General features: G+C 40.9%; 27 protein-coding genes. 14 read left to right on the top strand and 13 right to left on the bottom strand.

The annotated features are described in order from the left end of the window. Positions 1 to 19 precede the first annotated feature (19 nt). Positions 20 to 1,159: a phospholipase A gene (locus Q9R24_RS00135; RefSeq protein ID WP_311203446.1), complete on the top strand. Its 1,140-nt coding sequence runs from the start codon at positions 20 to 22 to the stop codon at positions 1,157 to 1,159. Between the two features lie 70 nt (positions 1,160 to 1,229). On the opposite strand, the gene Q9R24_RS00130 is transcribed toward Q9R24_RS00135, so the two are convergent. From Q9R24_RS00130 to ilvA, 4 genes are all read right to left on the bottom strand, one after another. Beyond that, the gene (locus Q9R24_RS00130; RefSeq protein ID WP_311203445.1) at positions 1,230 to 2,570 is read right to left on the bottom strand and encodes a TrkH family potassium uptake protein; all 1,341 of its coding nucleotides are present in this window, start codon (positions 2,568 to 2,570) and stop codon (positions 1,230 to 1,232) included. Beyond that, positions 2,567 to 3,223: a TrkA family potassium uptake protein gene (locus Q9R24_RS00125; protein ID WP_005246545.1), complete on the bottom strand. Its 657-nt coding sequence runs from the start codon at positions 3,221 to 3,223 to the stop codon at positions 2,567 to 2,569. The genes Q9R24_RS00130 and Q9R24_RS00125 overlap by 4 nt, the downstream gene beginning before the upstream one ends. 109 nt (positions 3,224 to 3,332) lie before the next feature. Further along, positions 3,333 to 3,797 carry a hypothetical protein gene (locus Q9R24_RS00120; protein WP_243474667.1) on the bottom strand — a complete coding sequence of 155 codons (465 nt, stop codon included), beginning with the start codon at positions 3,795 to 3,797 and terminating at the stop codon, positions 3,333 to 3,335. A gap of 152 nt (positions 3,798 to 3,949) precedes the next feature. Beyond that, positions 3,950 to 5,488: a threonine ammonia-lyase, biosynthetic gene (gene ilvA / locus Q9R24_RS00115; protein ID WP_004646781.1), complete on the bottom strand. Its 1,539-nt coding sequence runs from the start codon at positions 5,486 to 5,488 to the stop codon at positions 3,950 to 3,952. Between the two features lie 104 nt (positions 5,489 to 5,592). On the opposite strand from ilvA, the gene rpiA reads away from it, so the two are divergent. The 7 genes from rpiA (at position 5,593) to Q9R24_RS00080 (ending at position 12,342) form a co-directional block, all read left to right on the top strand. Continuing rightward, entirely contained in the window at positions 5,593 to 6,264 is a 672-nt protein-coding gene (gene rpiA, locus Q9R24_RS00110) for a ribose-5-phosphate isomerase RpiA (protein WP_004279784.1), read from the top strand. A gap of 168 nt (positions 6,265 to 6,432) precedes the next feature. Continuing rightward, positions 6,433 to 7,113 carry a SprT family zinc-dependent metalloprotease gene (locus tag Q9R24_RS00105; protein WP_311204739.1) on the top strand — a complete coding sequence of 227 codons (681 nt, stop codon included), beginning with the start codon at positions 6,433 to 6,435 and terminating at the stop codon, positions 7,111 to 7,113. A 183-nt stretch (positions 7,114 to 7,296) separates the two neighbouring features. Continuing rightward, positions 7,297 to 8,352, top strand: a complete 1,056-nt coding sequence (gene argC / locus Q9R24_RS00100) for an N-acetyl-gamma-glutamyl-phosphate reductase (RefSeq protein ID WP_311204745.1) — start codon at positions 7,297 to 7,299, stop codon at positions 8,350 to 8,352. A 77-nt stretch (positions 8,353 to 8,429) separates the two neighbouring features. Beyond that, on the top strand, positions 8,430 to 9,179 hold the full coding sequence (locus Q9R24_RS00095; RefSeq protein WP_311204740.1) for a DUF6776 family protein: 750 nt from the start codon (positions 8,430 to 8,432) through the stop codon (positions 9,177 to 9,179). An 18-nt stretch (positions 9,180 to 9,197) separates the two neighbouring features. Next, positions 9,198 to 9,611: an ATP-dependent Clp protease adapter ClpS gene (gene clpS / locus Q9R24_RS00090; protein ID WP_004279780.1), complete on the top strand. Its 414-nt coding sequence runs from the start codon at positions 9,198 to 9,200 to the stop codon at positions 9,609 to 9,611. A 9-nt stretch (positions 9,612 to 9,620) separates the two neighbouring features. Next, entirely contained in the window at positions 9,621 to 11,897 is a 2,277-nt protein-coding gene (gene clpA, locus Q9R24_RS00085; protein ID WP_005246535.1) for an ATP-dependent Clp protease ATP-binding subunit ClpA, read from the top strand. A 91-nt stretch (positions 11,898 to 11,988) separates the two neighbouring features. Then, positions 11,989 to 12,342 (top strand): YnfA family protein, encoded by a 354-nt coding sequence (locus Q9R24_RS00080; protein WP_311204741.1) that lies wholly within the window; start codon positions 11,989 to 11,991, stop codon positions 12,340 to 12,342. A 109-nt stretch (positions 12,343 to 12,451) separates the two neighbouring features. Here the strand turns inward: Q9R24_RS00080 and Q9R24_RS00075 are convergent, their stop codons facing one another. From Q9R24_RS00075 to Q9R24_RS00065, 3 genes are all read right to left on the bottom strand, one after another. Continuing rightward, entirely contained in the window at positions 12,452 to 12,925 is a 474-nt protein-coding gene (locus tag Q9R24_RS00075; RefSeq protein WP_004280177.1) for a hypothetical protein, read from the bottom strand. Between the two features lie 104 nt (positions 12,926 to 13,029). Beyond that, on the bottom strand, positions 13,030 to 13,950 hold the full coding sequence (gene argF, locus Q9R24_RS00070) for an ornithine carbamoyltransferase (protein ID WP_004280178.1): 921 nt from the start codon (positions 13,948 to 13,950) through the stop codon (positions 13,030 to 13,032). Positions 13,951 to 14,063: 113 nt separating this feature from the next. Further along, the gene (locus Q9R24_RS00065) at positions 14,064 to 14,711 is read right to left on the bottom strand and encodes a TetR/AcrR family transcriptional regulator (protein WP_004646788.1); all 648 of its coding nucleotides are present in this window, start codon (positions 14,709 to 14,711) and stop codon (positions 14,064 to 14,066) included. A 230-nt stretch (positions 14,712 to 14,941) separates the two neighbouring features. Here Q9R24_RS00065 and prpB point away from each other — a divergent pair, with 230 nt between their 5' ends. Next, positions 14,942 to 15,826 carry a methylisocitrate lyase gene (gene prpB / locus Q9R24_RS00060; protein ID WP_004280180.1) on the top strand — a complete coding sequence of 295 codons (885 nt, stop codon included), beginning with the start codon at positions 14,942 to 14,944 and terminating at the stop codon, positions 15,824 to 15,826. A gap of 4 nt (positions 15,827 to 15,830) precedes the next feature. Then, positions 15,831 to 16,970, top strand: a complete 1,140-nt coding sequence (prpC, locus tag Q9R24_RS00055) for a 2-methylcitrate synthase (protein WP_044110021.1) — start codon at positions 15,831 to 15,833, stop codon at positions 16,968 to 16,970. A 66-nt stretch (positions 16,971 to 17,036) separates the two neighbouring features. On the opposite strand, the gene Q9R24_RS00050 is transcribed toward prpC, so the two are convergent. Next, entirely contained in the window at positions 17,037 to 17,657 is a 621-nt protein-coding gene (locus Q9R24_RS00050) for an aminotransferase (protein ID WP_311204746.1), read from the bottom strand. 102 nt (positions 17,658 to 17,759) lie between these two features. Beyond that, positions 17,760 to 18,236 (bottom strand): CinA family protein, encoded by a 477-nt coding sequence (locus Q9R24_RS00045; RefSeq protein WP_311204742.1) that lies wholly within the window; start codon positions 18,234 to 18,236, stop codon positions 17,760 to 17,762. A 252-nt stretch (positions 18,237 to 18,488) separates the two neighbouring features. Between Q9R24_RS00045 and Q9R24_RS00040 the strand changes: the two genes are divergently transcribed. Both Q9R24_RS00040 and Q9R24_RS00035 read left to right on the top strand, forming a co-directional pair. After that, on the top strand, positions 18,489 to 18,719 hold the full coding sequence (locus tag Q9R24_RS00040; RefSeq protein WP_004280185.1) for a hypothetical protein: 231 nt from the start codon (positions 18,489 to 18,491) through the stop codon (positions 18,717 to 18,719). 664 nt (positions 18,720 to 19,383) lie between these two features. Next, positions 19,384 to 19,659 carry a hypothetical protein gene (locus Q9R24_RS00035; RefSeq protein ID WP_005107131.1) on the top strand — a complete coding sequence of 92 codons (276 nt, stop codon included), beginning with the start codon at positions 19,384 to 19,386 and terminating at the stop codon, positions 19,657 to 19,659. 105 nt (positions 19,660 to 19,764) lie between these two features. On the opposite strand, the gene Q9R24_RS00030 is transcribed toward Q9R24_RS00035, so the two are convergent. Next, a complete protein-coding gene (locus Q9R24_RS00030) occupies positions 19,765 to 20,106 on the bottom strand; it encodes a hypothetical protein (RefSeq protein WP_005107130.1) in 342 nt (113 codons plus the stop codon). A gap of 1,227 nt (positions 20,107 to 21,333) precedes the next feature. Between Q9R24_RS00030 and Q9R24_RS14980 the strand changes: the two genes are divergently transcribed. After that, a complete protein-coding gene (locus Q9R24_RS14980; RefSeq protein ID WP_180038688.1) occupies positions 21,334 to 21,555 on the top strand; it encodes a type II toxin-antitoxin system HigB family toxin in 222 nt (73 codons plus the stop codon). A gap of 162 nt (positions 21,556 to 21,717) precedes the next feature. Then, complete coding sequence (locus Q9R24_RS00020; RefSeq protein ID WP_004646799.1) at positions 21,718 to 21,864, top strand: hypothetical protein; 147 nt, start codon at positions 21,718 to 21,720, stop codon at positions 21,862 to 21,864. Between the two features lie 41 nt (positions 21,865 to 21,905). On the opposite strand, the gene Q9R24_RS00015 is transcribed toward Q9R24_RS00020, so the two are convergent. From Q9R24_RS00015 to Q9R24_RS00005, 3 genes are all read right to left on the bottom strand, one after another. Further along, on the bottom strand, positions 21,906 to 22,541 hold the full coding sequence (locus Q9R24_RS00015) for an SOS response-associated peptidase (protein ID WP_180087310.1): 636 nt from the start codon (positions 22,539 to 22,541) through the stop codon (positions 21,906 to 21,908). A gap of 226 nt (positions 22,542 to 22,767) precedes the next feature. Beyond that, on the bottom strand, positions 22,768 to 23,970 hold the full coding sequence (locus Q9R24_RS00010) for an alpha/beta fold hydrolase (protein ID WP_311204743.1): 1,203 nt from the start codon (positions 23,968 to 23,970) through the stop codon (positions 22,768 to 22,770). Positions 23,971 to 24,141: 171 nt separating this feature from the next. After that, on the bottom strand, positions 24,142 to 24,904 hold a 763-nt coding region (locus Q9R24_RS00005), incomplete at its 5' end, for a catalase (RefSeq protein WP_311204744.1).

The raw sequence follows: 24,904 nt of genomic DNA, 5'->3' as shown, positions 1-24,904 counted from the left end.
AAAAAAAAGAGGATAATGGATGGCGCTTAATTCGTTTAAGCGCTCAACTCTACAGCTGAGCGTTTTGCTGGGCTGTGCAGTTGGGACGCAAGTGAATGCGGAAGAAACAGTAGTCAACAGTCCCACGCCGGCAACGGCTGAAGCCTGTGCTGCACTGGAAATTAGTGCAGAGCGTCTGGCCTGTTATGATACTTTATTTAAAATTCCGGTCACTGAGAAGCCTGCAATCGTTTCTGAACGTCGTGCAGCAGCAGAAATTGCGCCTGAACCCGATAATTTAAAAGCGAAAATTGGTCAAACCGTTTCCAATATTTATGCTTCTGAAGGATCAAAACTGACGCCGAATCTGTCTTTGCTGGATAGCCGCTGGGAACTCTCTCCAGAAAGTAAATTAGGCACCTGGAACATTCGTTCTTATCAGCCAGTGTATTTGATGCCAGGTTTCTGGACATCAAAGAAAAATGAATTCCCTCAAAGTGAAAATCCAGAAAACACAGTGAAGGAAGACCAAAATCTTACCTCAACCGAAGCAAAGTTTCAGTTGTCTTTAAAGACCAAGGCGGTTGAAAATATCTTGGGAGATAATGGCGATCTCTGGCTTGGTTATACCCAATCTTCACGTTGGCAGGTGTATAACTCGGAAGAATCACGTCCGTTTCGTGAAACCAACTATGAACCCGAAGCCAGTTTAATCTTCCGTACCAACTATGATCTTTTAGGTCTTAACTGGCGTATGTTGGGATTGACCATTAATCATCAGTCCAATGGCCGTTCTGATCCGTTATCACGTAGCTGGAACCGGGTGATGCTGAATCTCGGTTTTGAAAAAGACAATTTTGCCTTGATGGTTCGTCCTTGGTATCGCTTTGAAGAGAAGCGAGAAGATGATAACAATCCAGAAATCAAAAACTATATCGGCCGTGGAGACATGACCGCATTTTATCGTTATAAGGAGCATGATTTTTCATTAATGCTGCGACATACCTTAAAAGGTGGAGATGAAAATCGTGGAGCCGTACAGTTCGATTGGTCATTCCCGATCAGTGGGCGTTTGCGTGGCCAATTCCAGCTATTTGATGGCTACGGAGAAAGTCTGATTGATTATAATCACCGTGCCACGTATGTCGGTTTAGGTGTTTCCTTGATGAACTGGTTCTAGGATTCCAACTTTAAACATCTTGGAATGAAAATAAAAAACCATGCCGCTGCATGGTTTTTTTATAGATAGATTAGCCAATCTGGATTTCTGAAGGCGGATGTTTGAGACGACTCTTTCTCGGAGTCGCAATAAAATAAGCAAGCGTCAGTGGCCCTAGACGCCCTGCGAACATTAACAGCATTAGAATAATCAAACTGGCAGGTTGTAGTTCCTCTGTTACCCCTCGGGACAAACCGACGGTACAAGCTGCAGACACGGCTTCAAACAACAGATCCAGAAAATCCTGCTCAGGTTCCAGGATTAATAAGCTCATAAAACCCATCATGATCAGCGCTGCAGTAATACACACCACGGCTAATGCTTTAAACGTAGTTTTTTCAGGAATAGAGTGATTAAACAGCCGGATCTCATCTTCGCGTCTTAAAAAACTGATTACGCTGATGACCACAATAATAAACGTTCCGACTTTGATGCCGCCCGCTGTACTTAAGGAACCTCCACCAATAAACATTAGAAATATGGTAACTAGAGTGGATGCATCACTCATTTGTTCCATTGGCAAGCTATGAAAACCTGAAGAGCGGGGAACGGTGGCATGGAACCAGGCATTTACGGCTTGATCGCTTAGACTCATCAGGCCCAGAGTTTGCGGATTAGAGGCTTCGAGTAGCCATAGTACAATAAACGCACTCAGATTGAGCCCCAGAATCGTTGAGAGGATTAGCTTGCTGTTGGTACTCAACTTACGCCAGCGCTTATGTTCTTTGACGTCCATCAGCACCAGAAAACCGATACCGCCAATGATATACAGCATACTGATGGTAAAGGTAATCAGATACTGTCCTGAAAAGCTCATCAAGCTATTTGGAAATAGTGAAAATCCACCATTATTAAAAGCGGAGACGCTATAAAAAGCTGCATAAAATAGTGCATCGCTAAACTGATATTCTTTGAGCCAAGCCAAAGTCAGAATCAGCGTACCGATTGCTTCAAAGAATAGAGAATATAAAAACACGGCTTTAATGGTAAAACTGACTTTTTTCAGGCTAGTTTGTCCAATGGACTCCTGTGCCATGACTTGTTGTTTTAGCCCCAGTTGCGGTGCCAGACTCATCACTGCCAGAATGGCAAAGGTCATAAAACCCAAGCCGCCGCATTGTAACAAAAACATAATCACGATTTGACCAAATACGGTATAGGCTTCACCGACATTCACCACCGATAGCCCGGTAATGGTCACAGCAGAAGTTGCTGTAAAAATGGCTTCCAGCCAGCTGATTTCTCCATGATGGGCAATAGGCAGCATCAGCAGCAGCGAACCGATCAGAATTAATCCAAGAAAACCCAAAGCCAGTAAGCTTGGAGGACTGAGGTTAATCGTCCTGTGTTGCTTTAAATCAGAACTTTTCATAGATGTTTAAAATATTTAGCAAGACGGCGCAAAGGTTCCAGCAATCCTTCAACCAGTAAAATATCGCCTTCCTGAAGAATCTGATTGGCATCTACGTGATATTGCAATGTAGATCCGCGTTTATGTAATAAGGTAGTGATTTCAGGAGCATGCTTCATCAACTGATTCAGTGGCGTACCATGATGATCTGCATGAATTTCAATTTTGACAATATAATGATCATCCTCAAGCGCCATATAACGACTGACCATCGGATAGCTTAATGACTGGGCCACCCGAACGCCCATATCTTCTTCAGGATGAATGATTTTTTCAACATTGAGATGGGTCAGAATCATGTGGTGGGATTTGGATTTGGCCTTCACCCAGATTTTCTTTACGCCCATATTTTTTAAGTGCAATACACATAGAATACTGGCCTCAATATCCTCTCCAATCGCAACGACAACGGCATCACAGCGCTGAATGTTCAGCTCATCGAGTACATGTTCATCGGTTGCATCGGCAATCACGGCATGGGTCAGCTGATCAGAAATGTTTTCGACATATTTTTTATTCAGATCGATTCCGATCACTTCATGCTTCAGGCTGATGAGCTGTGTGGCCACGGTCGCACCGAAACTGCCAAGCCCGATGACTGCAAATAATGCCATGGATTGTCCTTCGTTATCTTTATGTCATTCGTTATATCCGCTATGGTAATGAGAAGGCGATTCTTCAGCTATAGTTTTTAGGTAAAAATAGTACAGATCTTTGAAGTATTTACGCTTCTTTCATCTGAAGTACAGATTGAAAATTTGGACAGTCAGACATAACCTGACGATGTGCATATAAGGTTCCATAGCTGTTTTGGATGATGTATTCGAATTCATGATGATCATCCTTCATGATATTGAGTGTGGCTTGGCGTTTGAGTTGAGGATAAGTTTTTAAATTATCGATTGAGGCACAAGAAAAGCTTTTTACAAAAGCTGAAATTTTAGGATCTAATTTCACTTCTTTATAATGATTTAGAAAAATATAAACAAATTTGGGATACTGGTTGAGTATTTCTGAATGTGCCTCTATACCAGCGATGTTGCTGAGGTTATTTGCGGTTGCATTACTGGGAATATTTTTCATACTTGTTCGAACACGATCTTCTTCTTGATTTAATTTGTATGCTGGATAGCCGTATAAATAGACAAATAAAGTGGTGAGCAAAATAATAATAAAAGTGATATTCATATCTTAAGGTTCTGTTTTTGTAATTATTTTTAATTTTAACAAGATTGGAAATTAATGGATAATTGGTGTTTTCATTCATGATACATTTTTAAATCTGCCTAGAATATCATCCTAAAAAAACCGCCTCGAAAGGCGGTTTATGTTTGAAAGAATTACTTCAAGAAACGTTGATAACCCAGATTATTGGTAATTTCCTGATATGGATAGGTAATGGTTTCGAGAGTTTCGATCAAACCGTCCGGATTTTGTTGTGCATCGGTCGCTTCAAGACCCACCAGAACACGTCCTTCAGCAGCGCCGTGGTTACGGTAGTGGAACAGGGTAATGTTATGGGTCGGGCCCAGACGCTCCAGGAACATCAGTAAAGCGCCAGGACGCTCCGGGAATTCCACTCGGAACAGGCGTTCATTTTCAATATCGGCATGACCACCGATCAGGTAACGGATATGCAGTTTGGCCACTTCGTCATCAGACAGATCATCAACGTCATACTGGAACTTTAAGGTTTCATAAATTTCTTGACGTTCTTTCTCGCCATTTTTTAGACTAATACCGACAAAGACCTGTGCCGCAGAAGCATCGCTGGCACGGTAGTTAAATTCAGTAATATTACGACCTTGCAAGGCACGGCAGAAGCTCAGGAATGAACCTTTCTGTTCTGGAATGGTCACGGCAAAGATTGCTTCTTTTCGTTCACCCAATTCGGTACGTTCAGCGATATAACGTAAACGGTCGAAGTTCATGTTGGCGCCGCAGACAATCGACACCATGTTTTTCCCTTCAATACCATGTTCAGCCACGTACTTTTTGATGCCGGCCAGTGCCATTGCACCAGATGGTTCGACAATGCTACGGCATTCGTCATAAGTGTCTTTAATCGCTGCACAGACTTCATCCGTATTCACCAGCACCACATTCGGTTCAACGATCGGGCCTGAATTGTCCGACTTTTGCAGACGAATCACATCAAATGGTTTTTCACCAATTTGGGCTACAGCTGTACCATCAGCAAATAAACCTACAGATGGAAGAATCACACGCTCATTGGCTTCTAAAGCAGCTTTTAAACAGGCAGATTCGTCGTATTCCACGGGAATGACTTTCACATGTGGTGCGACATCACCTAAATATGCTGCAACACCTGCGATCAGGCCGCCGCCGCCTACTGCAACGAAGACATAATCGACGTCGCGCCACTGACGCAGAATTTCATTGGCAATGGTGCCTTGGCCAGCAATCACCAGTTCATCATCATAAGGCGGAATGAAAGTCATCCCATCTTCCTGGGCACGTTGAATCGCATATTTATTGGCAACATCAAATGAATCACCATGCAAAACCACTTCGCCACCCAGACGTTTAACCGCCTGTACCTTGATATCAGGTGTGGTTTTAGGCATCACAATAATCGCGCGAATACCCAGCTTTTTCCCTGAGAGTGCCACGCCCTGTGCATGGTTGCCCGCTGAAGCAGTAATAACGCCACGTTCCATTTGTGATTTCGGTAGTTGACTAATACGGTTATAGGCACCGCGTAGTTTGAATGAAAAAACCGGTTGTAAATCTTCACGTTTAAAGCGGATGTTATTATTGAGTCGTTCGCTAATTCGTGGCGCTGCTTCGAGTGGAGTTTCGATTGCAACATCGTAGACCGTTGCTTGTAAAATTTGTCGAACCAAACGAGACAGCATGTTAATTTTCCATCTAACAGTTTAAAATAGGGGCTTATTGTAACAAACCACACGGCTTTGCGGTTTAAAAAAGCTGCAAAAGTCCAAAATAGTTGAGTGAAGCCATGAGTCTATATGCAACCCAAGATGAGAAAAAACAAGCAGCAGCCAAAGCCGCTTTAAAACACTTGCCAAAAGGGGGCATTTTAGGCGTAGGTACAGGCAGTACTGTAAACTTTTTAATTGACTTATTGCCTGAGCTGCAATTGGAAGCTGCGGTAGCCAGTTCAGAAGCAACTGCACAACGCTTGAAAAAACTCGGCATTGAAGTGGTAGATATGAACTCTGTCAGTGGTCTGGATGCTTATGTTGATGGTGCAGATGAAATTGATCGTCATATGCATATGATCAAAGGTGGCGGTGCAGCGCTGACACGTGAAAAGATTGTTGCCTCTATTGCAAAAAAATTTGTGTGTATCGTGGATGATTCTAAATGGGTTGGACAATTAGGGCGTGAGTTCCCGCTTCCGGTAGAAGTGATTCCAATGGCGCGTTCTGCTGTTGCGCGTAAAATTGTATCTTTAGGTGGCGATCCTGCTTATCGTGAAGGTGTGGTCACTGACAACGGTAACGTGATTTTAGATGTATATAACCTCAATATTCTGAATGCGCTTGAACTGGAAAAAACCTTAAACGATATTCCGGGCGTGGTGTGTAACGGTATCTTTGCGATCAACAAAGCAGATATCGCAATTGTCGCGACGGATAACGGAATTGAAGAGCGTACAGCGGTTTAATTTTAAAATCTCCCCAAATCCTGAACAGAAGTTAAAGTACTGCTTTAACTTTTGTGCAAGAAAAGCCTCATTTTAGATTTTTTAAGAGGGGCTTTTCTCCCTCCTTAATAAAGGTGAGTAGCACTGCTACGCAAGGGGGAGGATTAAAAAAATGATTAAATATAAAAAATGACCTTATCCGACCTACCCGAAATTCAAATCACCCGAAATGTCCGTTCAACACGGTTACGTTTGCGTGTCGATGCAACACAGATTCGCCTTACAGCCCCGGTTTTTTGCAGCAAAAAACAGATACGGCATTTTATTGAACAATCTGAAAGCTGGCTGATTAAAACCTGGCAATCCCAGCAGGAAAAAATCGAAAATATTGACCGGACGCTACCGAGTGAGCTGCGGTTATTCAATCTAAAAGCACCATTAAAAATTTCTTATCAAAGCCAGAAGAACAACTTCATTTTTGATCATGAAGATCTACAGCTTTGGATCAGTGACCGACATCCTGAAGAATATTTAAAAGCTTTCGTGATTGCCTACGCAAAAGAACAGCTGCCTTCATATTTAAATCTCGTCTCACAGCAATGTCATTTACCTTTTAAAGACTGCAATATTCGACAACCTAAAACCCGGTGGGGTAGTTGTTCAGCCAAACATGACATTATGTTGAACAGTGCGCTGGTATTATTCCCTGAACAAGTCACGCGTTATGTCGCTGTCCATGAGCTGGTACATACAAAGCATTTTGATCATAGTCCACGCTTTTGGGCAGAAGTTGCTAAGCATGATCAGCATTTCCAGCAGCATCGTATAACGCTGAAAAATACGCCGTTGCCATATTGGTGGGGTGCCTAAAACCATAATTAATAAGTCCATATAACTCTATTAAAATAGCCTAAGCAATCTATGCATTTAATCCTCTAAATCGGACTTATCCTGCTGATCAATTAAAAAACCAGCAAACCCCAGTGAAATGGTTTAGAAAACCTCAACTTCCTGTCATACTAGGCTGTATAAAGGAAACATTTATTTGAGGTAATCATCGTGATTTCAGTGGGTATTGTGGGTGGTACGGGTTATACAGGCGTTGAACTTTTGCGTCTTTTGCTACGACATCCAGATGTAAATGTAACAGCACTGACATCACGTACTGAAGCAGGCCGTCGTGTAGATGACATGTTCCCGAGCTTGCGCGGGCATACCGATCTTAAATTTTCCGATTTAAGTCTGGATTTATTAAAATCATGCGATGTGGTGTTCTTTGCAACGCCGCATGGTGTCGCAATGAAACATGCCGAAGAGCTGGTTGCTGCAAATACAAAAGTGATCGACCTAGCTGCTGATTTTCGTTTACAAGATCTTGAACAGTTTGAAAAATGGTATGGCATGCAACATGCATGTCCAGAACTGTTAAAAGATTCTGTATACGGTTTATCTGAATTGAATCGTGAAGAGATTAAAAAAGCCAATGTGATCGGGAATCCGGGGTGTTATCCAACCACAGTTCAGTTAGGTCTGGCGCCAGTCTTAAAAGCGGCTGAAGTATTGGTGAAACCTGAAAGCATTATTATCGATGCCAAGTCGGGTGTATCAGGTGCAGGTCGTAAAGCTAGTCTGGGCATGATTTATTCTGAAAATGCTGATAACTTTAAGGCCTATGGTGTAGCGGGTCATCGCCATCATCCTGAAATTGTCGAAGCACTGGAAAATATTTCAGGTCAAAAAAATGTGTTTGATCATATTTTATTTGTACCGCATTTGGTGCCAATGATCCGTGGTATGTTGTCGACCATCTATATCGATTTAACTGAAGCAGGCCAAGCAGCAGATTTACAAGCGCTATATGAGCAGTTCTATGCCAATGAAGCATTTGTCGATGTTATGCCGGCGGGTGGCTCACCCGAAACCCGTTCAGTGCGTGGAGCGAATCAGTTGCGTATTGCCTTGTATAAGCCACAACCAACAAAACTGGTGATCCTGGTTGCACAAGACAATTTGGTAAAAGGCGCAGCAGGTCAGGCTGTCCAAAACATGAACCTGATGTTTGGTTTTGCTGAAGATGCTGGCTTAAATAATATTGGTTTATTACCATAAAAAACGTATTAGAACTTCACACACATTTAGATTTGCATTTAAATGTGTGTCTTGATTAAAGCAAACAAGAGATCAAAATGCCGAATAACGAGTCAAATACGACGCTTCCTCAGGAACCCGATACTAAGAAACCATTCATGAAAGGCAATACGCCCTTAGCCATTGGTGCGGCTGTATTGATCTTAAGCAGTGGCGTACTCGGATATACCGTAGGACATCGTCAGGGTTTGACTGCGGCGGGTTATGATGCAGATGCAGAGCAACTGGTCGATGTGGTACAGACTCAGAAAGCCAGTCTGGAAACACTGAACAAGACGCTAAATACTGCGGTTCAGGAGCGTGATCTGGCTGTCAGCAATGCCAATGATCTGTATCTGGCCATGACCAAGGCACGTGATGAACAGGTTCAGGCCGAAAGTGTGGGAACCATTTATCGCGAGATCTTGCGTCAGCGTGGTGGTCTGGCATTGGCGGTTCAAAACCTGTCGATTAAACCTTTGCCGGAAAATGCCTTTGAATACCAGATTGATCTGGTTCAGGTCAGCCCAGGCAAAAGCCGTGCTTCAGGTAGCGTGGAACTGCGCCTGATTAAAGGTACGGAAATTTTGGTGGTGCCACTGGAAGATAAAAACTTTAATTTCGAAAATTATGAGCGACTCACTGGCCGCTGGACCATGCCTAAGGGCTTTAAGCCAGAATTTATTGAAGTGCGTCTTACTGGTGCCAAACCTGTGATTCGTCGTTTTAGTTGGGAACAGGGCAAAGCAGTAGAAAATCAGTCTGCCACCTTGTCCGAAATTCCGAAAACCGAAGCAAATGCAAATTAAGTGTGAAATATAAATCTTATGCCAAGCAATAAACGTCAAATGTGTTTAAGTGATATTAAAAATTCTTTTAATGAGTCTGGAATCGTTGATTGGCATATCAGCCCACGTTTAGCAAATGAACCCTCTGAAGACGGTGATTCTGACCTAGCTGTACAGACTGCACCGCCAGAACTGAAACGTCCACCGTTGTATGCCGTTGTTTTATTAAATGACGACTATACGCCGATGGAGTTTGTAATTGAAATTTTACAACAATACTTTGCAATGAATCTTGACCAAGCTACACAAGTAATGCTAACTGTACATTATGAAGGAAAGGGTGTAGCTGGGGTCTATCCTCGAGACATTGCGGAGACCAAAGCGAACCAAGTCAATAATTATGCTCGATCACAAGGTCATCCGTTACTTTGCCAAATAGAGCCTAAAGATTAAGGGGGTTACATGCTCAGTCGTCAATTAGAAGTATCACTACGTTTGGCTGTCAGCATGGCTCGTCAAAAGAGACATGAGTTCCTGACCGTAGAACATTTATTGTTAGCCTTACTCGACAATGATTCTGCCGTAAATGCTCTCAAAGCATGTGGTGCCGACATCATCGTGTTGCGTAAGGAATTAGAAGAGTACGTAGAACAACATACCCCTAAACTTGGTGAAAATAGTGATCAGGCACCACACCCGACAGAAAGCTTCGACCGGATCTTGCAACGCGCGATTTTTCACGTGCAATCAAGCGGTGGTGATCGTACTGTAGAAGGTGCTGATATTCTGGTTGCCATGTATTCTGAGCGTGACTCATTTGCAGTCTATCTGCTGAAACGTCATCAAATTAACCGTCTGACCCTGACTCAGTACCTGTCTCATGGTACCCGTAAAGAAGATGTACAGTCTGAAGAAGAAATCGAAGATCTAGATGGCGAATCAGCATCTTCAGCAAGTTCAGGTCCACTTGAACTTTATACCACTAACCTGAATGTTGAAGCACAAAAAGGTAAGACCGATCCACTGATTGGTCGTGAAAAAGAAATCGAGCGTGCCGCGCAAATTCTTTGCCGCCGTCGTAAAAATAACCCACTCCTTGTCGGTGATCCAGGTGTCGGTAAAACCTCGATTGCTGAAGGGCTGGCTTGGTTAATTGTCAATGGTAAAGCGCCAAAACCACTGGAAAATGCTGAAATTTTCAGTCTGGACATTGGTGCTTTGGTGGCAGGAACCAAATACCGTGGCGACTTTGAAAAACGCTTGAAACAGCTTTTAAATGCGTTGAAAAAGAAACCTGAAGCAGTGCTGTTTATTGATGAAATTCACATGATTATTGGTGCAGGCTCGAGTATGGGCAGTACCATGGATGCATCGAATCTGATCAAACCGGCGCTGGCAAATGGTTCTTTACGCTGCATCGGGTCAACCACATTCCAGGAATACCGTCAGGTCTTTGAGAAAGATCATGCTTTATCGCGTCGTTTCCAGAAAATTGATGTGAATGAGCCATCTATTTCTGAAACTATTGATATCCTACGTGGTCTGAAATCGAAGTTTGAAGATTTCCATCATGTGGAATATGAAGATCAAGCCTTAGTGTCTGCGGTAGAACTTTCTGCGAAATTTATCAACGACCGTTTCTTGCCAGATAAGGCGATTGATGTCATTGATGAAGCCGGTGCTCAGCGCCGTCTCAAAGCAGAACAAGATGACAGTTTAATCACCGTAGAAAATATTGAAGACATCGTTTCTAAAATTGCGCGTATTCCTCCGAAAACTGTCTCTAAAGATGACAAGAGTGTGCTGGAAAATCTTGAGCGTGATTTAAAACGTGTGGTCTTTGGTCAGGATGAAGCGATTGAGGCCTTGGCTTCTGCAATTAAACTGTCACGTGCCGGTTTGAAGTCTCCAGATAAGCCTGTAGGTAGTTTTGTCTTTGCGGGTCCTACAGGTGTTGGTAAAACCGAAGTGACCAAGCAGCTGGCAAAACAGATGGGTGTGGAACTGGTTCGTTTCGATATGTCCGAGTACATGGAACGCCATGCGGTGTCTCGTTTAATCGGTGCACCTCCGGGCTATGTCGGTTTTGATCAGGGTGGGTTATTGACCGATGCGATTCATAAAAATCCGCATTGTGTACTGTTGCTAGACGAGATCGAAAAAGCGCATCCAGATGTGTTTAACCTGTTATTGCAGATTATGGATCATGGTTCATTGACTGATAACAACGGGCGTAAATCTGATTTCCGTAACGTGGTCTTGGTACTCACCACCAATATTGGGGCTGAAAGTATTTCGCGTGTCAGCATTGGTTTTATGGAACAGGACAATAGTAACGATAATCAGGAAGCGATGAAGAAAGCCTTCTCGCCGGAATTCCGTAACCGTCTCGACGGCGTGATTCAGTTCAAGGCATTACCAAGCAGCATTATTGAAAATGTTGTAGATAAATTCCTGACTGAACTTCAAGCACAACTAGATGACAAAAAAGTCATGTTGGAAGTGGATCAGAGTGCACGTGAATGGATGTCAGAACATGGCTATGACCGTTTAATGGGCGCACGTCCAATGCAACGTTTGATTCAGGAACACCTGAAAAAACCGCTGGCTGAGATGATCCTGTTTGGTGAGCTGGCTGAAAATGGCGGCAATGTTGCAGTATCGGTGAAAAAAGAAAATGGTAAAGCGGTTGGCTTAAAACTTGAAGTTTTTGAAGACCAGACTGCTGAACCAGCTTAATTAATAAGAAGGATCAAACCCGTGCTTGCACGGGTTTTTTCATGGACTCATATTTTAAATTATCAAATTCATATCATTTAAAAGATAAATTATGGATATTCAAGTTACCAAGCTGTTCACGACATTTTTACTGTTTTTAGTCACGGCATTGATGGAAATTTTAGGTTGTTATTTTCCCTATCTGATTTTAAATCAGGGGAGAAGCCACTGGTTATGGATTCCGACAGCTCTGGCTTTGGCGGCTTTTGTCTGGCTGTTAACCTTGCATCCAGCTGCTTCAGGACGGATCTATGCCGCTTATGGCGGTATCTATATTTTTTCAGCACTGATGTGGTTGCGCTTCGTTGATCAAGTCACACTGTCACGTTGGGATCTGCTTGGTGGTATGGTGGTAATACTGGGTGCACTGGTTATTATTTTGCAACCACAAGGCTTGATACGTTAATTGAGGTACACCTTGATAAAAAAGTTCATCAAAAAAAGGTAGCCATAGCTACCTTTTGTTTTCAGGATTCAAGAATCCTGAATTGAAATAAATGTCTTATGGGTTTAGATTATTTTAATTTGCAATCTTTTTGGGAAATATCAGTTTTATAGGTTTGTGTCTGCGAGTTCAGGCTGAGTTCAACCTTGTAAGGGTTCGCAATCTGATAACGATGCTCAAAGAAAATTTCACAATTATTCAGCAGATTGTTGCGAATGACTTTCATCACTTCTTTGCGCCCTAGGTCTTTTTCAAACTGGCTAAAATCGGGCGTGATGATCATGCCTTTCAGTGTGGTTTTGTTGGCACTTAACTGCAATTGTTCAATAATCGTATTTTGATCAATCTGCAACGGTAAAGTTCTGGAATCCTCTGCACTGAGCACTGCGAGTAATTCATTCAGTTCAGCTTTTTTCTGAATTTTAAATTTGCTGTCAATAATATTTTTTTCTTGAAGATATTGGTCAAATTCAGAAGCATGCACCGGTAAGACAGCACTGCTAAAACCTGCCAAGAGTGCCAAAATCCAATATTTTTTTTGCATTGTATAAAATCACTTTTTATTCCATTTCAACAACGATTATAAGAGCTGAGACAAAAAAAGCACCAGAGATTGGTGCTTAATTTGTGAAGATTCATCTTAAAAAATTAGTCTTTTTTCAGATTTTCATTAATCAGGAATTCAACCAAGGCTTTTTGCGCGTGCAAACGATTTTCTGCTTCATCCCAAACTACAGCATTTTTATGGTCAAGCAGATTTTCTGAAATCTCTTCGCCACGATGCGCAGGCAAGCAGTGCATAAACAAGCAATCCGGATGTGCAAGATCCATCAGGCGTTCATTCACCTGATAATCTGCAAAGGCTTTTTCACGGATCTTCTGCTCTTCTTCCTGCCCCATGCTTGCCCAAACATCAGTCACGATCAGGTCAGCATTCACCGCTGCATCTTCAGCAGAAGGAACCAGTTCCACACAATGCGCGAATTCAGACAGGAATTTTTCTTGTGGCTCATAGCCTTTTGGCGCTGCAATTTTCAGATTAAAGCCCCACATATGTGCAGCTTCAATATAAGAGTTACACATATTGTTGCCATCACCAATCCAGGCAACAGTTTTACCTTCAATTGAGCCACGTTGCTCTACATAAGTCTGCATGTCAGCAAGTAGCTGGCAAGGATGGTGGTCATCTGTCAACGCATTAATCACTGGAACTTTTGAATAAGATGCAAAACGCTCCACGATATCATGGCCGAAAGTGCGGATCATCACGATATCCAGCATGCTTGAAATCACACGTGCAGAATCTTCAATCGGTTCACCACGACCTAACTGGGTATCGCGTGAAGACAGGAAAATCGCGCTACCACCAAATTGGCTCATGCCAGCTTCAAACGAAACACGCGTACGGGTACTCGATTTCTCAAAAATCATGCCCATCACTTTACCAACAAATGGTTGGAACACTTCATTGTTATGCTGTTTGCGCTTAAGCTCAATTGCGCGTTGCAAAATCTGGTTAAGTTCTAAAGTTGATAAATCGCGTAAGGTGAGAAAGTGACGGAGAGCCATTCGTTACTCCACAATAATTGCCGAAAAACTCGATCAACAATCAGTTGTTGGTTAGTTTAAGAAAAAATACGGAATCGGCTAATATACTATAAGCAATGAAAAATGCAAAAAAACTAGACTTTTTGATGACCGTCTAAAAAGCGATCCACACAATAACTGATGTATTTGTCGATTTCCTGATCATCTTCCTGTACCGGAATTCCCATCAGAATACGCCATTCCAGATTGCGCAAAATACCAAAATACAGCTGCGCCGAATATTGCGGATTCTCGCAATGTAATAAACCTTGCGCATCTGCCTGTTCTAAGGCCGTGGCAATGGCACTTTGCACATGCACCGGGCCTCGCTCATGAATATGCTGAGCAAGTTCTGGATTGCGCTGACTCTGTTCCAGTACCAGACGCATAAAGGCCGAATTTTCAGGTTGCATGATCTGGTGATAAAAATTAAGCAACGTGTGTACTAAATAACTACGAAAATCCAGTGCCATCAGTTCGATCGGAATACTGATATCTTCAAAAAACTTGATACGGCGATAATCGCAAATGGCTTTAAACAAGCCTTCTTTATTGCCAAAGTACTTATAAATAGAGGCTTTGGAGCCTCCGGCATGCTGGACGATATCATCCAGAGACACAGCATCATAACCCCGTTCCAGAAACAGCTCGGTTGCACTGATCAGCAGCGCAATACAACGCTCATGACCACGTTTGGTCTGTGGCAGATCTTTGGCGAGCGGTTCTAGGGCGAGGTCTTGCATAGGAGATAATACATCAACATGTCAATAGAGATTGAAACGCCATCATAGCAAATATATGCACATATTTCATAATTGCGCCGGATAAGTGCGCTATTTGCTGATTAGGTAAAGCAAAACTTAAAAATTTGACTAAAGTTTTAGAGTATTTGTTCTATCGGGTTATGGAATGAGCAAGCCAAATGAGTATACTCGAATTTCAATAATTATAGCCAAGACTGTGGAAAAGGAAGATGACAGAACAAATGTCTGCAGGTTTAAGATTTAGACAAGCGCTTGAAGTCGAGAAACCATTGCAAATTATGGGCACAGTAAATGCCTATGCTGCCATGATGGCCAAACAGGTCGGTTATAAAGCCATTTATTTATCAGGTGCGGGTGTCGCGAATTATTCTTATGGTTTGCCTGATCTGGGCATGACTAGCCTGGATAATGTTCTTGAAGATGTACGCCGGATCACTGAGCGTGTGGATACACCTTTACTGGTCGATATCGATACCGGTTGGGGCGGTGCATTAAATATTGCCCGCACAATCAAACAGATGATTGCTGCAGGAGCCGCTGCGGTTCATATTGAAGATCAGGTGGCACAGAAGCGTTGTGGCCATCGTCCAAATAAAGAAATCGTATCGCAGCAGGAAATGGTCGATCGTATCAAAGCGGCTGTAGATGCGAAAACCGATTCAAACTTTGTGGTAATGGCGCGTACCGATGCGCTGCAAAAAGAAGGCCTGCAAGCCGTGATTGACCGTGCTTCTGCCTGTGTTGAAGCGGGCGCAGATGCGATCTTTGCTGAAGCGATGACCGATATCACCATGTACCGTACAGTGTGTGATGCGGTCGGTGTTCCAGTCTTGGCAAATATTACCGAATTTGGTGATACACCCTATTATACGGTTGATGAACTGGCGGAGCAGGGCATTGGCATGGTGCTGTATCCATTGTCAGCAACACGTGCCATGCAAAAAGCCGCACTTGAAGTGATGCGTTCAGTACGCGAACATGGTACTCAGGTAAATGTGCTGGATATCATGCAACAACGAAAAGAACTCTACGAATTTTTAGATTATCACAGCTTCGAAGACACATTAGATAAACTGTTTAAACAGGAGAATTAAAAAAATGGCTGAAGGAAAAGTACTCACTGGCGCAGGATTGCGCGGACAAGTGGCAGGTAAAACCTCACTTTCAACAGTAGGCAAAAGTGGCGCAGGTCTGACCTATCGTGGCTATGACGTACAGGATCTGGCTGAACATTGCCAGTTTGAAGAAGTCGCCTACCTGATTTTCTTTGGAGAATTGCCGACAGCAGAGCAATTGGCTGCCTACAAAGCCAAACTGAAATCCTTGCGCACTTTACCTCAGGCATTAAAAGAAGTCCTTGAGCGTATTCCTGCGGATTCGCATCCAATGGATGTGATGCGTACTGGCGTTTCCATGCTGGGCAATCTTGAAACTGAGCAGTCTTTTGAGCAGCAACAGGATATCGCAGACCGCATTTTGGCAACTTTGCCGGCAATCATTTGTTACTGGTATCGTTATAGTCATGACGGCGTACGTATTGAAGAAAATACTGACGATGATTCGATTGGTGCACAGTTCCTGCATCTTCTGCATGGTGAAAAACCAAATGAGCTACATGAACAGGTAATGAATGTTTCCTTGATTCTGTATGCAGAGCATGAATTCAATGCTTCGACTTTTACCGCTCGTGTGTGTGCATCAACGCTGTCAGATATGCATTCCTGTATTACCGGTGCAATCGGTTCCTTGCGTGGCCCTCTACATGGCGGTGCCAACGAAGCTGCGATGGACATGATCGAAAACTGGAAGTCGCCTGAAGAAGCTGAACGTGAAATGCTGGGCATGCTGGAACGTAAAGAAAAAATCATGGGCTTCGGTCATGCGATCTATAAGGACAATGATCCGCGTAATGGCATTATTAAAGTCTGGTCGGAGCGTTTGGCCAAAGATGTCGGTGATACGGTACTTTATCCAGTCTCGGTACGCTGTGAAGAAGTCATGTGGCGTGAGAAGAAATTATTCTGTAATGCGGATTTCTTCCATGCATCTGCCTATCATTTTATGGGCATTCCAACCAAGCTGTTTACCCCGATCTTTGTTATGTCGCGTGTGACAGGCTGGGCCGCACATGTGATGGAACAACGTGCAGACAATCGTATTATCCGTCCAAGCGCGGATTACACTGGGCCAGAGTTACGTAAAGTAGTGCCAATCGCTGAGCGTTCTACTGCGGCTTAATCTGTTTCTGTAGTAAAAATAAAAAAAATAAGGTCTCAATTGAGACCTTATTTTTTATCGGTTTCGTTATCGGCTTAACAGTGCCGGATCTTCAATGCTATAACCTGTTTCAAAAGGAATACCCAGATACTTTACTATTACCAGAGTTTTATTTTGTCTCGGAACTTTATAGGCCTGGCTAATTTTCAAGCCTTGCTGATAACTAACCGCTTGCTGAACCGCGCTTTTTTGTAAGCCAGATTTCACTTGATATTGATAGGTCCATTTTGGCACTTTTTCCTGAGGGTCATGCCAGGCAGGCGCGCTACCTTTTGTTGTCTTTAACACCTTAAGCTGTAGTTTTGATTTTTGAATTGGATTTAATGGAACTAAACGTTTTTTGATTTTGGCAATGTCCTGATCGAACTTGCGACTGTCTTGATCATAATCGATGCGCTTGGTTTTAGGATTGATATATAAGGAATTGACCTGAACCAGTTGATTTGGTTTTTGGGATTTAAAATTATAATAATATAGTTGAGGCAAGCGTCCACGACCATGAAGATAATGACGCATGATATAAAGCTTCTGTTCTTTGACTTCATAGCCTAGAACTTCAATATTTTGTGGACCGCCTACGGTAGCGAAAGCCAGAGTGGGCAAGCTCAGAGGGAGCAGGAGCAGTGCAGTTTTAATATTCATGGTCATTCCACCCTCAAAAAAATAGATTGGCATTTGATCATGCCAATCTATCTTAAAATACGGTAGAAATAATGAAGCTTATTCAGGCTATACAGTAACTTTGAAAGCTTAGCTGTTATTCAACAGATTGATCATGTCATGTGCAACCACAGCTGACAGTTTGTTGAGGCGTTCAAGTGGCGAGCCTTTGAGATAATACTGGAACTGATGGATTTGCGTGCCGTCATTAATGGCCACAAAAAAAGTCCCTTCCGGTTTCTCTGGTGTCACGCTACCACCTGGTTTAAGTAACCCTGTACAGGCGATAATCCAGTCAGCATCACGGAACATTTTTTTACCTGCTTCCGCCAGAGCAACTGTTACCGGCATAGATTCCGCAGTATGACTATTGATCAGATTCTTGGAAATGCCCAATACTGAAGTCTTGACACTTACATCGTAACAGATCAAACCACCAATCAGAATTTCGGCACCTTCTCCTTTACAAATGGAGAACTGGCTACTGAGATATCCAGAACTTGCGCTTTCGATAAAGGCAATTTTTATGTTTTTCTCTTCGAGTAAGCCGCAACAGGTTTTTATCATAGTCTCTATATTTTCTTTGTGAGAGTGATTTTAGATCAATTTAGACAGATTTTTTCTGTCGATCAACTCCAAGTATATTTATATTTTTATGAAAGTTAAAATTTTTTTCATAGATTAGTGTAATTTCATGTTGATCTGATCGCAAAATCTGAATGGTTAAAGCTTGGGCTATTTTCAAAAATAGAGGTTTCTTCTCAGGCGGAACAGTGGTAAAAATAAAAATAAAGTGCTTAGTGAAAGTAGGGTGTTGGAATGAAAACCACAGTAAAATATGTAGTCTTAAAAAGTCTTGACTATCAATTGGGTACACCATTATTTCAGGAAGAAATTGACGCTGATGGTCAATATTTTGATCAGATACCAAGCACAATTTCTTATCAGAACTTACAGTTCAAAGTAAAAAGCAAAGAGCTTAAACGTTTGCATCTGGCCGAAGAGCAGGAAGATACTCAAACGATTATCGTCAAAGTGGTCAATATCTAATAAAAACTGAATTTAATAAGCCTCTTTAAAAGAGGCTTATTAATCTATTGATAATTAATAAGCCTCTTTAAAAGAGGCTTATTAATTATCAATAGATTAATAAGTATAATTACAAACAATGATTTGATCTAAGTTTATACCAAAATAATAAGTAAAAATATTTGAATTAAAGTCAAGGTAAATTCGAAACAGCTTAAGTTTTATTGGTGAGGTCATGTTAAGTATCGTATTTCTTCACAGTTAATAATATTCAAAAAGAATTGTATTTTTAATGTTTTATTTAATTTTTTAAAAATATAGAAGATTTAGATTTATTTTTATATATTTATAAATATCAATAGTATAGTTATTAAGTGGTTCTGTTTAATAACGCTTTTTAAATTTTATTAAAAATTTTCCTATATATGAAATAGGACTTAAGTTATTCCTTTTATTGGATAATAGATTTTTGACCTATAGAATCTTTCATTATGTTTCTGTTGCATTATATCAGGTAATTTATGTTACGCATTAATCTCCACTTCAAGTACTTATCTTACTATTTTTTACATTGAATTAATCTGTAACAGGTTAAAGGTTGGCGAAATCTGAAAAATGCGTAGAGTAGATATTAAGTCGAAACCTATCGGCTTTTAATTTAAAGCAAATAGTAAGGAATACCACCATGGCTAATAATCAACAGCAAGACCAACAGAAACAGCAGCAACAACAGCAACAGCAAAATCAACAGCGCAATCAAGATCAGCAGCGTCAACAAAACAACCAGCAAAACCCAAATCAGCAACAAAATAACCAGCAACAACAACAGCCGCAGGGTGGTCAACACAACCAGCAACAGCGCGACCAGCAGCAACAAAACCAGCAAGGCCAACAGCAACAACAGCCACAGCAAAACAGTAACCAGCAACAACAACGTTCACGTAATCAACAAGATCAGTGAAAGCTACAGCGTTAATCTTTTTTAAGATATATGCTCTTCATAAAAAAACCGCCTGATTCAGGCGGTTTTTTTTATATTTCATTGCACGATTAGACTAAGTATTTATTAACACTGAATATTGGCTTTTAGCTTGTAGAAATTCAAGGCATTGTCTAGGTCTGTGAGCAACTCTTTTTCTGTATATTCCTTGGGTGCAAGTTTTAGCAGAGCAGGCATGTAGTTATTTTTATATTCTTTAGGATATTGTTCACACAGGATGCGTGTTCTTTCTTCCAGACTAATTGTTGAAGAGTCGAGTTTGTCCAGATAAGCACTGAGTTGATTATCTGACTGTTCAAACTGCGCTTTAATATTTGCAGCAGCCTCAGCTGAATTCTCTGCTTGCTGTTTTTGGCAGCCGCTTATTGCCAGACTCATCAATAAAGTAATTAGGATGCGATTTTTCATGCTGCCAAAATATTGTTATTGCTCATATGAAAAATTATAGAGAGAAATGACTAAAAAGAAAGCAATGATCTATAAACTTTATGAGACATTGAACATTCATAACATCCGATATTGACTGAAATAAGGAATTTTCTTCTAAAAATCTAAATTAACCCATTCTCACTTATAGGTTTAGCAATTCTTCTTGGGTTTTGGTTATTTAGTAATCTTATTTTCTCATTAAAAATATTTTTGGATAAATTACAGTCATTTAATTAACAAAAGTAATGGTTTTTTCATATTTTGAAACATTGCATCTATATATCCTACACAGATTGGCTGCATGGCTAGTGATATCTTGGCGTCATTCTAAGAACTTAATGAAAATAATTAAAAATCAGCACATTATAAGGCCTGTTTAATTTAGGAGAGTTAAACAGGCTTTTTCTTTTCCGTCTTAAATCTGGTTTTTTCTTTGCTGATTGTATTTTTTGCTCACTCTCTTTCACATAAGTTTTCATACACAACATAAAGCCTGAAAATTCCCTCAGGAGAGATACATGAATAGATGTTATTTATATATCTCTTTTCACGAAAAGACAGGACAAAGCTATGATGAGATGTATATGCGCATTTGGCATGGGCGTGATGGTCGGCTGTTGTTTTAAATCTTGCAAAGAGAAAATGTGTCAGATGATGAGCAGCAAGCATTGTAAAAGTGATCATTGTAAAAAGGATCAGACGACTCAAGCTGAAGAGCCTGTACGAACTTAGCCCCAAAAGCTTCAATTTTACTTAAAGGCTAAACAGAGCTGAGTACTGAAGTTATTCTAGATCGCTGATCCAATCATTTTGTATTGAGTCATTCTATATTTAAAGCAATAAAGCTTGATGTTGGATCGAGCTTTTTACACTCAGGAGAAAAACATGATGCAATTTATATTTTGTTTATTTGGTCTTCATGGTGCGACTGAAATTAACTACACGTGTGACCATGATGAGGTCAAACAGTGTCGTGATTGCTTGAAAAATATTGAATAATGTGCCAAATCATCAGACATATTAATGAAGATCAATCCCCGTTCAATCATCAGTTGGCGGGGTTTTTCTTTACTGATAAAATTTTTGGATCTAAACATAATTTCTCACAAGGAATACTTTATAAGAAAAATATTTCAATAGGATTACGTTTTGATAAATTCTTAGTACTTAGAACTGAAATAGCAAAATACAATAGAATATATGTAGGTGAGCATCTGTGCTCGAATTCTTGAAGCAATTCAAAAGAGGCCAAAGGCTGAAACTGCATTAGATGGTTGGTATCGAATGATTAAGGCCAATCATCCTAAAGGTTTTGCTGAGATGAAAAGACTTTTTCCGTCAGTGGATAAGGTTAGAAAATTTCATGTATTCGATATCGGCTCGCACGCGAATTCATATTCTTTGCTATATCGTCTACGATCAGGCTGAACAGCTTATTTGCTCAGATGAACAACAAGAATTGTGAAATGTCAAAGAGCACTTGAAGGAAAGTTTGTCTCTTTATAAAACTGAATGTGCAACATAAATAACATTGATGTTTAGCAGCAGATGTCATATTTATCTCTTAATAGATATATGAAGGAGATGCATATGACAAATAAGCCAGAGCAAGAGCAAGAATCAAATCCCCATAAAGAATCGAATGACGATAAAGGTAATCAGGCATCTTATAAGCATGTCAAACCAGAGAAAAAACCCAATGCAGAACCGGAAAATCCATTGAGAGAGCAAAAATAGCTTTTTCATATGGACGAAGCCCTAACTTGGTTTAGGGCTTTTTAATTTCCCGATAAACCTTGATCTCTAGGCTTTGCAATAAATTCATCTTTCATTTCAAAGAAAAATTCATGGGCTTGTTCATGATCGCAGTGCAACCAGTCATGTCGTGATTCTTCCGGAATCACAATAATCGAGCGTTTTTCGTCATTCGGGTCATGAAACTGTTTCATAAAGGGATGTTGATCTGAATTTATGGTCAGCATCGAAAATGATCTGATTTTCTCACCATCAATGTGTGCGTCATCATAAATCGCCGCCACGGTAAAAGGATTGCCATCTTCACGTGAAATGCCAAACCAGTGCGATTTACCGTCTATATATTTAGGTTCATAGAATGTATCGACGGGTACCAAAGCAAACTGGTTGTTTTTCCAGGCATGTCGGAAACTCGGTTTGGATGCCACTGTTTCAGTCCGTGCATTATAGGTATGCCGGCCATATCTCAATTCTTTCGCCCAGGCTGGAATCAGTCCGAAACGTGCGATATCCAGCTCAAACTCATCAGCACCGCGCATAATGATTGGGGCTGGCGCTAAAGGATAAACATGCGGTTTCATGCCCAGTTCGAGTTGCTCTTCATGAATATCTAATAAGGAAAGACGTTTTTTTGAGGGAAATTCATAGTTCGAGCACATAAATAACCTCTTTCATTCTAATTATTATTTGCTAAAGAATTAAAGTATAAAAATGATGGGCTCAAAACAATTCGAAATCGTAAGTATAGTTTTAACAGAAAGTAAGAATACGGATTAATATTAGTTTATCCTCTTTATAGAATAGTGCTCCTTTAAAGGACTATTCTATAAATATGAAGATTAAAATATTTGAGTTTTTAATGATTAAATACAAAAGCTCACCGGGTTATTTTGTAGGGCAGGTGTTCAAAGCTTTCCCTTGTTCAACTGAATGGATAAAGTTTCCAATTAGAAATTCACTCTGTCTTAAGGAATCACGATGATCTCCATTTTTGACGAGATGGAAGGCGATAGATTTCTGCTTCGTACATACCTGCTGATAGTAAGCATAAGTACCACGATCATCGACCAGTTGATCTTTCTCACCTTGTACCAGCAGAACCGGCACAGTCGGTGTCATATTCTCAATAGACTGTTCTTTTAAATAATTGGTCAAAGGTGCCAGATTTACATTTGATTTAAAGACAGTCTTAGGTGCTTGTTTTAGGTCAGATTGTAATTCTGACAAACAGCGACTGCGTGCATGATTAAGAATTTCTCCCATTTCTGGGCTCACTAAATTTGCTGGAGCAAGCAGCGGATCCGCAGCCTCTGCTCCTAAAAGCACAATTGGAAAAAATGCGGCGACATTAGTCGTGATTTGCGAATTGCTGGCAACATATTCAGCGATTCCTTCATATTGATAACCGCCTGGTGCCAGTGTAATTGCCCCGCGAAGATCAAATTCAGGCGCATCTTTTTGACCGGATGCTGCAACTTTAAGAGATGCTGCACCTCCTTGACTATGACCCATAACATACCAATTTTTACTAAAGTTATAAGGCTTTAAATGGTGGATCGCTCGTACAGCATCAACGACAGTATGCAACTGGCTTCGCGCATTCATATAAGGATGACCGTCCGGAGTGCCTAAACCTTGATAATCAGGTGCAACGACTGCATAGCCGCGAGCGAGCCAGGCATTCAATGCCTTAGCTGCGATTTGTTGATAGACATGGACTGGCCCACCCATATAATCGCCAGAGGGTGCACATGTATCAGCAACGCCAGTTGTACCATGCGCCCAAGCCAGAACAGGCCAGCCATCTTTAGGGAATTTGCCTTTAGGTAACAAGATATAGCCTGAAGTGACAATGGGTTCGGATTTTGTGCCACGACTGCGATAATTAATTAAGAAACGTTGTGAGGCATTCGTAAACAGATCAGTATTTTGTTCTTGTATAGATAATATTGTACCCGGTATTTTTTCCGAAATATGAGATGCTTGGATTTTGCTGCTATCGGGAAGTGGAGGAGAGGCTATTGCATATGTTGAACCTAAACATAAACAGCTCATGATCAATTTAATAATAGGAGATTTAATTTTCATCGCTGAAACCATTTTCCTTTTTATAATGTCATTTTTAATGTAGCAGCTTTATTTATGTTTCTAAATTAACTCTGCACAGAGTTTGTAAACTAAAGCTTTTAAGTTAAGGCGAATGAGTAGTACAACAGGTTATTTTAGTTTAGCTAATAACTTCATATAAGCACTTATATTTTAATGTGGTTCTGATCTGTGAGTAGAATTCATATCATGTCTAACCTCACTAATACGATCATAAATCACTTTTCGCATTCGGTTTATTACTCCCAGAGGTTTGTGCTCCGGTAGTGTATGCCATGGTGTAAAAGAGAGATTTTCACAAAACTTGTTTTGTTCAGGTGTATCAAAAACTTGCTGAGGAATGCGGATAGTTGCGACCTTGTAAAAAGGCGCCTCACTTTCTTGCCATTCAGTCATGGAATCTTCGACTGACATGGTGTTTGATGTTCTAGGCTGTATCAGAAACTCCATACATGCTTCACTTTTTTGCAAATGTTTGCGCAATTTTTCTCTTAGAAAATTATGATGCGGAGCATGTGGAAGAGGATCTGTCACTGTCGAACATGCTTGAGCTGAATACTTTATAGCTTGACGATCAGTGCCTATTCCTAATTGATAGGGCACCATAGACCAATATCTAGTTTGCAAAGGATTAGAAATTTTATTTCTCGTATTTAAGGCAATCCAGGTTCCTTTAGCTCCTAATGCAAAAGGAATATAGAGCTTATTGAAAAATCTATCGCTATTTATATCTTGCATAAATGACATATATCGGACTGGATCATTCACAAAAAAGACAGGATGATTGATCATAATGAAATCTTGAGTAGAGGTTTCATCATCTAAAAGCTTTTCTCCCGGTACTCCTAAAAGTTTTATCGCCATGCCACGGGCATCTTTTTTAATATCTGCTTGTTGGGCATCTTTAGAACCATTA

Source organism: Acinetobacter sp. RRD8 (assembly GCF_031844225.1).
In the GTDB taxonomy this organism is placed as follows: Bacteria; Pseudomonadota; Gammaproteobacteria; order Pseudomonadales; family Moraxellaceae; genus Acinetobacter.
This window is presented reverse-complemented; position numbering and strand designations above follow the sequence as displayed.

Bases quoted from the DNA above. Each gene is read 5' to 3' on its own strand.
- Q9R24_RS00030 (WP_005107130.1), bottom strand. From the start codon at position 20,106: ATGAAAAATCGCATCCTAATTACTTTATTGATGAGTCTGGCAATAAGC.
- Q9R24_RS00135 (WP_311203446.1), top strand. From the start codon at position 20: ATGGCGCTTAATTCGTTTAAGCGCTCAACTCTACAGCTGAGCGTTTTG.
- Q9R24_RS00105 (WP_311204739.1), top strand. From the start codon at position 6,433: ATGACCTTATCCGACCTACCCGAAATTCAAATCACCCGAAATGTCCGT.
- Q9R24_RS00120 (WP_243474667.1), bottom strand. From the start codon at position 3,797: ATGAATATCACTTTTATTATTATTTTGCTCACCACTTTATTTGTCTAT.
- ilvA (WP_004646781.1), bottom strand. From the start codon at position 5,488: ATGCTGTCTCGTTTGGTTCGACAAATTTTACAAGCAACGGTCTACGAT.
- Q9R24_RS00130 (WP_311203445.1), bottom strand. From the start codon at position 2,570: ATGAAAAGTTCTGATTTAAAGCAACACAGGACGATTAACCTCAGTCCT.
- Q9R24_RS00035 (WP_005107131.1), top strand. From the start codon at position 19,384: ATGGCTAATAATCAACAGCAAGACCAACAGAAACAGCAGCAACAACAG.
- Q9R24_RS00075 (WP_004280177.1), bottom strand. From the start codon at position 12,925: ATGCAAAAAAAATATTGGATTTTGGCACTCTTGGCAGGTTTTAGCAGT.
- Q9R24_RS00040 (WP_004280185.1), top strand. From the start codon at position 18,489: ATGAAAACCACAGTAAAATATGTAGTCTTAAAAAGTCTTGACTATCAA.
- prpC (WP_044110021.1), top strand. From the start codon at position 15,831: ATGGCTGAAGGAAAAGTACTCACTGGCGCAGGATTGCGCGGACAAGTG.
- clpA (WP_005246535.1), top strand. From the start codon at position 9,621: ATGCTCAGTCGTCAATTAGAAGTATCACTACGTTTGGCTGTCAGCATG.
- Q9R24_RS00045 (WP_311204742.1), bottom strand. From the start codon at position 18,236: ATGATAAAAACCTGTTGCGGCTTACTCGAAGAGAAAAACATAAAAATT.
- argF (WP_004280178.1), bottom strand. From the start codon at position 13,950: ATGGCTCTCCGTCACTTTCTCACCTTACGCGATTTATCAACTTTAGAA.
- clpS (WP_004279780.1), top strand. From the start codon at position 9,198: ATGCCAAGCAATAAACGTCAAATGTGTTTAAGTGATATTAAAAATTCT.
- Q9R24_RS00010 (WP_311204743.1), bottom strand. From the start codon at position 23,970: ATGAAAATTAAATCTCCTATTATTAAATTGATCATGAGCTGTTTATGT.
- Q9R24_RS00125 (WP_005246545.1), bottom strand. From the start codon at position 3,223: ATGGCATTATTTGCAGTCATCGGGCTTGGCAGTTTCGGTGCGACCGTG.
- prpB (WP_004280180.1), top strand. From the start codon at position 14,942: ATGACAGAACAAATGTCTGCAGGTTTAAGATTTAGACAAGCGCTTGAA.
- Q9R24_RS00080 (WP_311204741.1), top strand. From the start codon at position 11,989: ATGGATATTCAAGTTACCAAGCTGTTCACGACATTTTTACTGTTTTTA.
- Q9R24_RS00050 (WP_311204746.1), bottom strand. From the start codon at position 17,657: ATGACCATGAATATTAAAACTGCACTGCTCCTGCTCCCTCTGAGCTTG.
- Q9R24_RS00065 (WP_004646788.1), bottom strand. From the start codon at position 14,711: ATGCAAGACCTCGCCCTAGAACCGCTCGCCAAAGATCTGCCACAGACC.
- rpiA (WP_004279784.1), top strand. From the start codon at position 5,593: ATGAGTCTATATGCAACCCAAGATGAGAAAAAACAAGCAGCAGCCAAA.
- Q9R24_RS00015 (WP_180087310.1), bottom strand. From the start codon at position 22,541: ATGTGCTCGAACTATGAATTTCCCTCAAAAAAACGTCTTTCCTTATTA.
- Q9R24_RS00020 (WP_004646799.1), top strand. From the start codon at position 21,718: ATGACAAATAAGCCAGAGCAAGAGCAAGAATCAAATCCCCATAAAGAA.
- Q9R24_RS00095 (WP_311204740.1), top strand. From the start codon at position 8,430: ATGCCGAATAACGAGTCAAATACGACGCTTCCTCAGGAACCCGATACT.